Source organism: Mycobacterium sp., from assembly GCF_035697385.1.
Taxonomy (GTDB): Bacteria; Actinomycetota; Actinomycetes; order Mycobacteriales; family Mycobacteriaceae; genus Mycobacterium.
This window is the reverse complement of record NZ_DASSCY010000277.1, coordinates 14,690-26,849: the sequence shown is the minus strand read 5'-3', so window position 1 is coordinate 26,849 and position 12,160 is coordinate 14,690. Positions and strand designations below refer to the sequence as shown.

Below are 12,160 nucleotides of genomic sequence, written 5' to 3'. Positions count from 1 at the left end.
GTCGAGAACGTTCTAACGGCAACGTCCCAGCGCCTGGGCTTGCGCTGATCGCAGTTGTCGGCGACAAGCGGCGCCCTGGGACCCCGCGCGCAACATCGCCGGAGTCTGCGGGCTGAGGTGATTTCCGTGGAGGAGCTATGCCGCGTTCCCGCGACGTGTGACCCGATCATGAAACGACACCGAACTGCCCGACCAAACCGCGCTAACCCGGCCAGCCCGTCTCCAGTGGGACCTGTCCGTCGGTCAAATGGCGCTTCAATATCTTTCCCGTCGCGGTGCGCGGCAGCTCATTGACGAACGTGACGTCGCGTGGAATCGAGAAGCGACTCAGGCGGTTCCGGACGTAGCCCTTGACCATCTCTTCGTCCAGCGATGTCCCTACGGCGCGGACGACGAACGCGGCGAGGCGTTGACCGAATTCCGGATCGGGAACGCCGACCACTGCGACCTCGGCGACCTGTGGCAAGAGGGCGATAGCTTCTTCGACAGGCCGCGGAAACACGTTCTCTCCGCCGGAGATGATCATCTCGTCGTCGCGGCCGGCGACGAAGAGCCGCCCGCTGGCGTCGAGATACCCGAGATCGCCGGTGTCCATCAGCTGATCTTCGATGGCTGGTGATGCCGCATTGGTATAGCCGTCGAACAGCATGTCGTTGCCGACGAAGATGCGACCGACGGCGCCTATCGGCACGGGGTGGCCTTTCTGATCGAGTATGGCGACACGAGTACCGAGGGGTGGTCGACCTGCGGTCGTCGGGGCGAGGCGCAGATCGGTGGGATCGGCGATCGTCGCCCACGACACCTCGGTGGAGCCGTAGAAGTTGTAGAGAATGTCGCCGAAGGTGTCCATGAACTTGGTGACGGATGCACCGGGAATCGGAGACCCACTGCTGGCGACCACCTTCAGCGACGACGTGTCGTATCGGTTGACCACGGCGGCGGGCAACTCGAGAATGCGCTGCAACATCACCGGAACTACGACCAGAACGGTACAGCGGTGCAGCGCAATGGTTTTCAGACATTCTTCGGCGTCGAAACGTTCCATGAGCACCACCGTCGCGAGTATCGGAGTGCTCACCTGCAGCGCGGCCAGGCCCCAGGCGTGAAACAGCGGCGCGGACAGCAACATCACTTCGTCGCGACGCAGCGGCATCCGCGACAACATCGCGGCGATCGCGCCGAAGCCAGGTGGTGTGGGTCGGCGTGCGCCCTTGGGCGTGCCGGTGGTACCCGACGTGAGAACGACCAGCTTGCCGGGTCGTTTAGGTGGCGCCACCTGTCTCGCACCGGTGCCGGCGGACATCAACTCATCGACCGAACGCCGCTGCGGCACCATCGAATTGGGGTGTGTCGAAATTCGCGTGATCTCCGCGGGAACGTAGCGCACCTGCGGGTCGAAGTCGTCGTCGACGAATATTGCGTCGACCGCGTGGCGTTTGACGATCTGTTCGATGACTGAGGCTGCCAGGCCCGTGTTGAGCAACACCAGGTCTGCACCCAACTTGCTCGCAGCCACCATGCACTCGACCATCGCGGAATGATTGCGTGCGAGGACCGCGAACTTGCTGTCTTTGGTGAAGCCACCTGCGGCGAGGCCCGACGCCAGGCATGTCGTGCGCTCGGCCATGTCCGCGAAGGTCAACGTCCCGTACCGATCGACCGAAGCTATGTTGTGCGGAGACCGCGCGGCTGCCGCCCCAAGACCGCCCGCGAGCGTGAATCCCCACTTGGCGAGGGAATTGAGCTGTCGAAAACCACGATCGGGCCGGGACGCGCGCACAACACCGCTGACGATCATGGTCTTCACGACGCTGAGTTGCAGAGAATGCCCGTCGCCCATATTGGCCAGCAGTGACGACTGCTTGCCTTCGAGATAGTCCGAGATTCGCAGCAAGCCTTCCCGGACCCAGTTCTGGACGGCGCTGTCACTGGCCTTCGCGATGTCGGGGTGGAGCAGGCCGATAGCGAAGATCCGCAACGCGATTCGAGTGCCGCCCGTTTCGGGGGTCAGACGAATCGACACGAAACAACGACTCACCTGCGTTGCGTCGAGCCGCATCTCCATGCGCGCCTCACGGATCGTCTGCCGCATCTCGTGAACGACGACGGCGCCGCGGGGGGTGGACAGGCGGGCCTCGAACTGTCGCGCTTTGCCGGAAACCTGCTCGCACGACCCGAGTCCACGGAAGAATCGCGGGTACCAGTCGGGTGCCTGCAGGATGCCCCAGATATCCACACATGAGTGATCCAGCGTCACGCCGAAAGCGATCACGTCACTTACCACGTTGGTCCTGCCAGGTTGTTCGTAGGCCAACTGAGAGAACACATTGTGGTTCATCCGGCCTCGATGCGGACCTGTTTCGTCGACTGGACCGCTGGGGCAAGTTGACATTGACGCAACATCAACTTGCATGCTGGTTCCGAGGTGCTCGGTGAGCAGCCTAGATTGACAGGCCTTCTTGGCTCGCCGAGGCCTTGCCAAAGTAGCCAGGCGTGTCTCGTCAATCTTCGCTGCATCTCGACTACGTGTGTGCACCTATTAGTCGTCGACCGAGCAGCGCCATCTAGGAGTCTGGCCTGGAGCTCGCGCTATGCGAACGTGGATATATGACATACGCCGAGCCGCTTTAGGGCCCTTGCACGAACTCTAGGGTTGCCTGAGCGAGGTCGGAGAGGGAACTGGTCGCGATCGAAGTCGGCGTCGTCGACGATGCCTGGCGGAGGGTCGTGCATAAAGGTGAAATGACCTGCCTTCGGCACGACGTGGACGTTGACGGCCGGCTCGGGCACCCGACGGATCTCGACCTCGCCCTCTGACGGCAGCGGCCCGCCGGCGAACCGGACCCGGGCACCTCAACCTCAAGCAGGGCCGCCGAACAAGCTACGACGCAGAAAGCGCGAAATCTGAAGACATGCCATGGAACTGAGACTCAACCTAAATGACATTCCGTGAGACACCAGCGAACGCGCCGGTCAAACAAGATCGAAATGTCACGCGATCTAAGACCCTACAACTAGCCTTCTCGATGGTCGCGGGGGCGCGGCGGGCGGCGATCACGTTGACGGCCGAGTAGACATTGTCGATGCCAGTTCCTAACCTGTCCGAGACACATGTTGCGGGGGGCCTGCAACGAAGGATCGTGACAATCCGAATGAGTCGGGTCCGCCACTCTCTTCGGCGAACGGTGTGCGGATTCGCGGCCGGGGTCCTGGTGCTAGTCATCTCGACAGCGGGCGACGTCAACGCGGACCCGGCGGCCGACGCGCTGACCAGACTCGATGTGTTGTCCCAACAGGCGTTGCAGACTCGTGAAGCCGTCACCGCCGCACAACGTGAAGCGGACGACAGACTGGCTGCCCAGACCGCGGCCGAAAACCGACATCGCGCCGACCTGGTAGCCCTCGACGCCGCGAACTCCCAGCTCGCCTCCAATCAAGCCGCAGCCAACAAGGTCGCGGCGATGACGTATGTAAGTGGACGCACCGGTCAGATGGCGGCGGTGCTGACCGCAGGCTCTCCGCAACAGCTGATCGACCAGCTGTCCCTGCAGCGGATAGTCATCGCTGAGACGGCCAGTCAGATGAAGGCCTTTCAAGCAGCGCGTGAGCGTGCGGCAGCCGCCGCGAGGGCGTCAGAGACATCGGCCGCTGACGCCCGCGGCGCCGCGGAGCGGTCTGCTGCGGTGCGCGCAGACCTGCAGGCGAAACTGAGTGAACTGCTGCGTCAGATCGCCGCCGCGGAGGCCCAGTACGCAGCGTTGACACCCGCTCAGCAGGCGGTCGTCGATAACGCAACCGCGCCGCCGCCGGCGCAGAGTGTGCCCGCTCCGGCAGACCCGCTGCTCAACGCGATGCCCGGCCCACCTCCCGCCGCCGCTGTCCCTCCCCCCGCGGCTGCCGTGGATATCCCGGAGGCGTTGCCCGTCGGCGTCGCGTATGAGGCCGGACTTCAGCCCAACACCATCGTGGCTGCCCGCGCCGTCAGCCAAAGGTTCCCCCAGATTGCCGACATCGACGGTGTCCGGCCGGACTCGAAGCCGTGGCATCCGAACGGCCTTGCGATCGACATCATGATTCCCAATCCCGAAAGCCCCGAGGGCATCGCGCTCGGAGACGAGATTCTCGCGTTCGCGATGGCCAATGCGGCCCGATTCGGTCTACAGGATGTGATCTGGCGCGGCACGTACTACACGCCGAGCGGTCCGGCAGGATCGGGTTACGGCCATTACGACCACGTGCACATCACCACGACACCACGCCGGTAACCGACCAATCGGCAAGCCCCGCGACACGCCCGAGCCTTGTCAAAGTAGCCGGGCGTGTCCTGTCAATGTTCGTCTCATCTGTACAAGTCGGCAGCCGCGGCGAGGCGCTCTGACCATGCGCTAACGCCGCCCTGGCGGCCGTCGATACAGAGGCATGACTCCGTTTTCTACGGCCGGCGCGCTCGCCATCGCGCTGACTGCGCCCTGGTTGTGGGCGGCAACGGCCCATGCCGAAGCCTTCGCGCAACTCGGTCAGGTTCCGGTCGTGGCATCCCCGACGTGTGCCGGTAGCGTCAGCGCCGAAGCCCAGGTGACACCGGTGCAGGTCAACGACCGTGTCGAGGACGGTGTCCGCGTTGCGATCCACTACGACGCCGGCATCTACGACGGATCGTGCGCGCTTACCGTGACCGCCGGTTGGGCGAATCTCGACACTGGCGCCTCTGGAAGCAGTGACATCACCGCGGTATCGACGATTGACGGGCACTACGGTTTCGTCGGTTATGCCAACACCACATTCGAATCGGGTAGCGGCACGGTGATCGTCACGCTTAGTTCGCACCCGGGTGCCGAACTGTGGGTCACGGCGTGAGGCGGGTGTCGGCTTTCCCGAGGCTCGTGGCCTACTGTGGTGACGGGCCAGAAGTGTTCTCTTACAAGTAATTTCGCTCATGAGCCCGTATTAGGGCCGATCAGTTGCTGGCGGCAGCGGGTAACATCAACAAGCTCGCGCGACACGCCTAGGATCTTGTCAAGAGAAGCTATGCGAGTCACGTCAACAGTTCAGCGTTAAACGCAGAGACGGAAGACGGCGGTGGTGACCGGAGCGGAATGAAATCGGCTGAGCTGTGAAATCGGTGGCGCCGCAATTGAACTACCAAGACCATCACTGCTGCGCATCAGCTGGATCTGTCGAAGTGCACGAACATGGCGAAGGCGTGATCAACGTTTTTCATTTCGGATGTCGCATTCTCCATTCACGTGTTGTGCGGATGTCGCATATGACATGAAAGTGAGACTGCGACACAGGTCGCTGTGTGCTGGCCCGGGCCGTCGACCTCGTCCTGCTCGACATGTACCGACCTGACGGCGGCGCGGCCAGTCTTCCGAAGGGCCTGGCCCCGACGGCTACACGAGGCGGCGATGGCCCAGCTGCGGGAGCCCCGGTGCGGGGGACGCTGACTCGGTCACTCCTCCTCGCTGAAGACGGCCTCGCGCTTACGTCGTACGGACGGGAGGATCGCGATGACCAGCGCGACCAGGGCGAGGAAGAGCAACACAGCCGAGATTGGCCGCGTCACGAACACGCTCGGGTCGCCCCGGGAGATGATCATCGCCCGCCGCAGGTTCTCCTCGAGCAACGGGGCGAGGACGAAGCCGAACAGCAGGGGCACGGGCTCGCATCCCCAGCGGATGAGCCAATAGCCGAGAACGCCGATGATCGCGATCACGTAAACGTCCCAGGGGTTCAGGCCGAGGGAGAAGCAGCCGATGGTGGCGAACGCGATAATCGCCGGGAACAGCACCTCGTAGGGCACCGAAATCATCCGCACCCAGATGCCGATGAGCGGGAGGTTGAGCAGCACCAGCAGCAGGTTGCCCACCCAGAACGACGCGATCAGGCCCCAGAACAGCTCCGGCTCGTCGTTGATGACATTGGGTCCGGGCGTGATCCCCTGGATGATGAACGCGCCGACGAGCAGCGCCATCACCGGGTGCGCCGGCAGGCCCAACGTGAGCAGCGGGATGAAGGAGGTCTGCGCCGCGGCGTTGTTCGCGGACTCGGGCGAGGCAACGCCCTCGATCGCACCTCGTCCGAACTTCTCGGGGTGCTTCGACACACGCTTTTCCACGGAGTACGACGTGAACGCCGCCAGGACGTGTCCGCCGCCGGGCAGGACGCCGAGCGCGGAGCCCAGCGCAGTGCCGCGAAGCACCGGCATCCGGATCCTGCGGAAGTCGTCGCGGCTGAGCCACAGCCCCTTCACCTTTTTGGTCACCGCGCTCACGGTCTGCCGGCGCTCCAGGTTGCGGATGATCTCGGCCAGGCCGAACAGGCCGACCGCGATCGAGACGAAGTCGAGGCCCCCGTACAGCTCGCGGATGCCGAAGGTGAACCGGGGGACTCCGGTGGAGAAGAGGTCCTGGCCGACGGTGCCGAGCAGCAGCCCCAGCACGATCATCGCCAGCGCCTTCACCGCCGAGCCGCTGGCGAGCGCGATGGAGATGACCAGACCTAGGACGACGAGAGAGAAGTAGTCTGCCGGGCCGAACTCGAGCGCCACGGAGGCCATCGGCGGAGCGAACAGCGCGACGATCGCGGTCGCGACGGTCCCGGCGAAGAAGGAGCCCAGCGCCGCAGTGGCGAGCGCCGGTCCGGCTCTGCCCTGTCGCGCCATCTGATGCCCGTCCAGCGCGGTGACCGCGGCCGACGACTCGCCAGGGAGGTTGATGAGGATCGCGGTGGTCGAGCCGCCGTACTGTGCGCCGTAGTAGATGCCGGCGAGCATGATCAGCGACGCGATCGGGTCGAAGCCGAAGGTGATCGGGAGCAGCAGCGCGACGGTGGCGGTCGGCCCGATGCCCGGGAGCACGCCCACCATGGTGCCGAGCGTGACGCCGAGCAGACAGATCAGGATGTTGCTCGGCTGAAGCGCCGTCTCGAGCCCCAGGACCAGTCCGGAGAGATCCACGACTCAGCCGCCCAGCCAGTCGCCGAACAGCGGCAGGCGCAGCTGCAGCAACCCGACGAAGATGCCGAGGCTGAGTACCGTCAGGCCGCCCGAGATTGCCAGCGCCTTGAGCGGACCATTGCGGTGGCCTGCCAGCGCGGCGACGAAGGTCGTCACGAACAGCGTCGGCGCGAGCCCGAGCCCCTCGACGGTGGCGCCGAAGAACACGATCGCGGCGACCACCATGCCTCCGCGCACCCAGGGCACCGGTCCGCGCTCGTCCTCTTCCTCGCGGACGTGCGGGTCACCGCCGCGGAAGGCCTGCACTGCAATGACCGCGCCAAGGACGGTGAGGATGCCGCCGAGCACGACCGGTACGTAGCCCGGGCCCATCTTCAGCGCCGACCCCATCTCGTACGAGCTGCCCCCGAGGGCGAAGGCGAGGCCGAGCGCGATGAAGGTGCCGCCGGCCAGCAGGTCAGGGACGGCGGGCCGGCTCCCCGGCTTCTCCGCCGCCGCCGGGTCCTCGCTCATCCGCCCTTGACCCCGGCGGCGTCGATGATCGGCGTCCACAGCTCGATCTGCTCCTGGAGCTTGACCGTGTGGGCGTCCGGGGTCGCCTGGTCCTTGGCCACCGGCGTGGTGCCGAGGTCGGCCATCTTGTCGATGACGGCCGGGTCCGCGAGAGCCACCTGCAGGGCCTCGGTGAGCTTCCCGACGACCTCGTCGGGAGTTTCGGCCGGCGCGTAGAGCCCGTGCCAGACGCCGACCTTGACGTCCGGAAGACCCGCTTCGGCCGTGGTCGGCAGGTCCGGAAGCGCCTCGACCCGCTCCGGGGTGGTCACCGCATAGCCCTTGATCTCACCGGACTGGATCTGCCCCGCGGTGTTGGTCGTCTGGTCGCACATGAAGTCGACCTGGCCACCGACCAGATCGGTGAGCGCCGGCCCGGTGCCGTCATACGGGACCTCGGTCAGGTCGACGCCCATCGCCTGCTCGATCAGCAGCCCGCACAGCTGGGAGGCGGCTCCCACCCCGGCGTTGGCGAGGGAGACTTTGTCGTTGTTGGCCTTGACGTAGGTGACCAGCTCCTGCAGCGTCTGCGGTTCGAAGTCCTTGCGGGCGACGATCGTCATCGGTACGTCGGTGATCAGCCCGATCGTCTTGAAATCCGTGAGCGGCTCGTAGGGCAGGTCGGGGTAGAGCGCGGGCGCGGTCGACATGCCGATGTGGTGGATGAGCACCTCGTAGCCGTCGGCCTTGGCGTCGGCGACCTGCCCGGCGGCGACAGTGCCACCGGCGCCCTCGACATTCTTGACCACGATCTGCTGGCCGAGCTTTTCGCTCATGGGCTCCGCGATCAGCCGGGTGACGGTGTCGGTCGGACCACCGGCCGAGAAGGGCACCACGAGGGTGATCTCCTTCTCCGGGTACGCCGCGGGTTCGGAGTCTCGCGCGCCGCAGGCGGCGAGGTTGATGACGGCCAGGACGGCAACCCCGGCGAGTGCCCAGCGTGACGTGCGGAGGCGCGACCCCCCGCTTCGATCTGAACTGGCGACAGACGTGGTCATGGCAGCTCCTTCGTCGGATACGAGGCCGGATCGGAATGAGACCTAGGTCACACTCTTGCCTGGGTCGATCTTATGCACCTTGTGTGCACGGCGCCCTCCCCTTGCAGCGTCAGCACACGAGCCCTGCCGGATCGAGTGAGTCGCCCGCAGGTTGTCGGTGCACGCTGCCGAAACCTACGGTCGTTGCATTCCTTCTGGGCATGGGCGAGGAGAACGCCACCAGATACGCCCGATTACAGCGTCTCACCACGCGATACGGGCACGCCCGATCGTCGAGGTCAGGAGTTTGCCGCAGAATGCGGTCGGCCTTGTCCCAAAGCCCTTCCAAGGACTCAATGAGCAGGTCGTTGTCTCTGGCGCGGTATACCGCGGCGTGGAAGTCGCGATGCGCAACCAGTTGTCCAATCGCTGGATGTGTAGGAAGGGGCTCGAGAACGGCGTGCGTGGTGCGGATGGCCTGGATGTCCAAGGTCGAGGAGACGTGGGACTTTCCGCATCCGCTGGGGCCAACGGCGGCCGGACCCGAAACCTTCTCGACGGTGGCTGTGAGACAACGATTTTCGAGGCTGCGACCACATACCGGGAAGCCCAGGTTCCGACGGTGGTTGTGGCGAGCCGCGACTACGGTGGCGGGTCCTCGCCTACCTGGCGGCCAAAGGTACTGCGCTGCTTAGTGTCCGGGCCGTCATCGCGCAATCCTTCGAGCGGATCCACCGCCTGGATACCTCTCCGAGGGGAGAGCCAGAATAGGATCCCTGGCGTGGAGACGGCGAATGCGGACTGTACGCGCTGGCGGCGAGGGTTGCGGGTGCTGGTGAACACCGTCGAGCGGTCGGCGGCGATACCAAGCGTCATGGTCGAACCCCGCCCAAGGCCGTGGCGGCGGTGCCAGGAGGCGGCGTTCGGATTCTTCCTCGGCGTAGCCGCCATCGTCGTGGCGAGTGGCTTGGTGGCATGTTCGCCGGATTCTGCGCCCACTTCACGAACGGCGGACGTGCCGTTGCAGACGGGAAAACAGACCACGCTTCCGTTCGACGCGATGGGTATTTCGGCGATAGGCGTCGACGCGAAAAACGTCCTCTATCTGGCCGGTGCGGGCGGGATTTCGACGTTGGCGCCAGGTGCAGCCAAGCCGAACCCGTTGAAGCTCAGCGGTTATCCCACCGTGGCGACCTTGGCGGCAGCGCCGGACGGCACGCTGTACTTCGTCACCCTCGACGGTGTCGTCAAGACCCTCACACCCGGATCCACCACTCCGCAACCGCTGCCCTTCGACAAGCTCAAACAATTCAGCCAGATCGCAGTGGCGCAGGACGGCACGGTCTACCTCGGCGACGACCAGCACAAGCTGTTGAAGCTCGCGCCCGGTGCGACGGCCCCGACTGAGCTTGCTGTCGACGGTGTCAACGGGCCGGGACACATGGTGATCGACGCCGAAGACAACCTGTTCGTATCCATGATGGGAAAGACCGTCAAGATCGCGAAGAACGGGACGACTGCCGAGCCGGTTGCTGGAGTGACCGACCACGTGGGCGGCCTGGCGGTCGACGCCGCGGGCAATCTGTATGCCACCGACGTGAAGGCGAACACCGTGTCCCGGATGTCTGCAGGCGGCGGCGACTGGGCCCAGCTACCGTTCAGCGGCCTCCAGCGCCCGTCCGACATCACCGTCGACGGCGACGGCAACGTCTACGTCATCAACCAAGGACGCCAGATCGTCAAACTCGCCGCCAAGTAGTTCGCAAACTGCAGTGCCGCGAAGCGGGATTGACGTGAGTTTTGCCGCCATTCGGACTACCTACGGGCCCATACGATTAACGGATGCCAGAGGAATCCCCCTCGATCGAACCGCGGCCAGGGCGTGCGCGCAGGGTCTCGATCAGCCTCTGCGTCGGTGCAGCGATCGCAGCAGCCGTCGCAGCGATCATCGGACCCATAGTCATGTGGGGTGTCCGGTCGTCGAGTGACTACATGTCGCGTTCCCTGACCGGAATGGGCGTTGTCGCCATCGTAATTGGGGTTTGTGTTGTTCTCACGCTGGTGGGAAGCACGCTGCTGAGGCGATACCAGGCTGTGAGGCGTTTGGGCGTACTCGCCGCGTTCGTCGCCGTGGGGCTGGGCGTATGGAGTTCTTGGAACGGAATCGGCCTGTACAGATCTCGTGGCGCGCTGCCGTTTGTGGATTCCACGGGGGCCACGGTTATCGCGGTCGCCGCGTCGCTTGCCGCCATCGCGGCGGTGGTGTTGGGCGTAGGCGCGGCCGCCTTCGCACACTCTGTCAGCCATCGAATAGTGTTGTGCGGCTTTCTCGTCGTGGTTCTAGTCCTCCCGCTACTGACCTATCGGACCGTCCAGAACTACCGCGCGGGCGTCTGGCATCCCGAACTCACTGCGGCCGCTACTGCGCCGGCGGCAGTTCCCGACGCGATCGGGCCCGTCCGTTACCGGATCCCTCTCGGCGCAAATGAATACTCCACCGATATCTACGCCGCCGGCAACGGTTTCCTCGTCGACACCCGACGAGGATTGACCGCTTATGAAGGCCCAACCGGGGCCAAACGTTGGCACGTCAACGATTACGGGACCAGCGGACGGCTGCTGGTGGTGCGCCGTGACCGCGACGACACCGCAGGGATCGTCGTCCTGTTCCTCTACTACGGGTTGATCGCACTCGACGGCAGCTCGGGCGAAGTGTTGTGGCGCCGCCAATACAACGACGGCGGCGAGGTGACCGCAGCGACCGGATCCGTCGACGCGCTTGGCATGGCCGTGTTTACGGCGGATTCCGCGGGTGAGGGTCCCGATCGCTCGCGCACGCGCTTCTATTCATTCGATCCGGCGACCGGTCAACTGCGCTGGAGCCGACCTATCTCGTGCAGCAATCCAACCCTCACTCCAGGGACTGCCGGCCAGTTCGGGTTCGACTGCGGAAAGCCGTCGATCATGGATGCCCACAGCGGGGACACAATCGATGTGCCCGGCGAATACACCCCCCGGGCGGGCACGGACGCGTACGTAATCGCAACGCCGCTGCCACATAGTGATCCGGCACCGACGGATGTGACCCGCGTGATGGATCCAGCCGGAAAGGTGATCGATGAGGTCCCTGGCACCTACCCGGCATCCGAGCCTCACGACGGTGTTCTTCTTGTTTACGGTGGCGGCGACACTTGGGTGTTGCGCGACTACCGCAACCATCGGTCGACGCCGGTACCAATTCGCATCCCTGCCGGTAGTGCGCTGGCGGATGTTGAGACAATCTGGCTCAAGAACAGACTGGTCGTCACCAACCCCTACGACCCCCAGCACCGCTTTGAGCTCGTGGACTTGACTCGACCTACTGCCGAGCCGACTACCGCCGAATCGCCCTGCCCGCGTGGACAATCCCCGCGGGGCGTCCAAGCTGTCGCGGGTGCCATTGTCGTGCAGTGCCGTTCCGCCGATGTGGTCGGGCTGGTGCCCGAAGACCCTTGATGGCCGCCTCTGACCGGGTTACAGACAATGGCATTGTGCGGAGGGCGACCTTTCGGCACAGTCCCCGATTACGGTTGGCTAGATACCGTGATGATTGAGCAGGTGTCGGGAGCCGTTCATGGACATCGCTGAATATGATCAGCTGCCCTCTCGGCGTGTTGCAACCGATGGCGGCGAG

General features: G+C 64.8%; 9 protein-coding genes. 4 read left to right on the top strand and 5 right to left on the bottom strand.

The features are described from left to right. Positions 1-202: 202 nt before the first annotated feature. Positions 203-2,284 carry an AMP-binding protein gene (locus tag VFH65_RS23520; RefSeq protein ID WP_353324721.1) on the bottom strand — a complete coding sequence of 694 codons (2,082 nt, stop codon included), beginning with the start codon at positions 2,282-2,284 and terminating at the stop codon, positions 203-205. A gap of 868 nt (positions 2,285-3,152) precedes the next feature. On the opposite strand from VFH65_RS23520, the gene VFH65_RS23515 reads away from it, so the two are divergent. Together VFH65_RS23515 and VFH65_RS23510 are read left to right on the top strand one after the other, a co-directional pair. After that, positions 3,153-4,265, top strand: coding sequence for a coiled-coil domain-containing protein (locus VFH65_RS23515; protein ID WP_353324720.1), 1,113 nt, complete (start codon positions 3,153-3,155; stop codon positions 4,263-4,265). 154 nt (positions 4,266-4,419) lie between these two features. After that, on the top strand, positions 4,420-4,857 hold the full coding sequence (locus VFH65_RS23510; protein WP_353324696.1) for a hypothetical protein: 438 nt from the start codon (positions 4,420-4,422) through the stop codon (positions 4,855-4,857). A 595-nt stretch (positions 4,858-5,452) separates the two neighbouring features. Here VFH65_RS23510 and VFH65_RS23505 read toward each other — a convergent pair. The 4 genes from VFH65_RS23505 to VFH65_RS23490 form a co-directional block, all read right to left on the bottom strand. After that, on the bottom strand, positions 5,453-6,958 hold the full coding sequence (locus VFH65_RS23505; protein WP_353324694.1) for a tripartite tricarboxylate transporter permease: 1,506 nt from the start codon (positions 6,956-6,958) through the stop codon (positions 5,453-5,455). Positions 6,959-6,961: 3 nt separating this feature from the next. Then, on the bottom strand, positions 6,962-7,471 hold the full coding sequence (locus VFH65_RS23500) for a tripartite tricarboxylate transporter TctB family protein (RefSeq protein ID WP_353324692.1): 510 nt from the start codon (positions 7,469-7,471) through the stop codon (positions 6,962-6,964). Then, on the bottom strand, positions 7,468-8,508 hold the full coding sequence (locus VFH65_RS23495; protein ID WP_353324690.1) for a tripartite tricarboxylate transporter substrate-binding protein: 1,041 nt from the start codon (positions 8,506-8,508) through the stop codon (positions 7,468-7,470). The genes VFH65_RS23500 and VFH65_RS23495 overlap by 4 nt, the downstream gene beginning before the upstream one ends. Before the next feature lie 109 nt (positions 8,509-8,617). Beyond that, positions 8,618-8,977, bottom strand: a complete 360-nt coding sequence (locus tag VFH65_RS23490) for an FCD domain-containing protein (protein ID WP_353324688.1) — start codon at positions 8,975-8,977, stop codon at positions 8,618-8,620. A gap of 291 nt (positions 8,978-9,268) precedes the next feature. Here VFH65_RS23490 and VFH65_RS23485 point away from each other — a divergent pair, with 291 nt between their 5' ends. Together VFH65_RS23485 and VFH65_RS23480 are read left to right on the top strand one after the other, a co-directional pair. Beyond that, positions 9,269-10,246, top strand: coding sequence for a hypothetical protein (locus VFH65_RS23485; protein ID WP_353324686.1), 978 nt, complete (start codon positions 9,269-9,271; stop codon positions 10,244-10,246). Positions 10,247-10,329: 83 nt separating this feature from the next. Then, positions 10,330-11,982 carry a PQQ-binding-like beta-propeller repeat protein gene (locus VFH65_RS23480; RefSeq protein ID WP_353324685.1) on the top strand — a complete coding sequence of 551 codons (1,653 nt, stop codon included), beginning with the start codon at positions 10,330-10,332 and terminating at the stop codon, positions 11,980-11,982. Positions 11,983-12,160 lie beyond the last annotated feature (178 nt).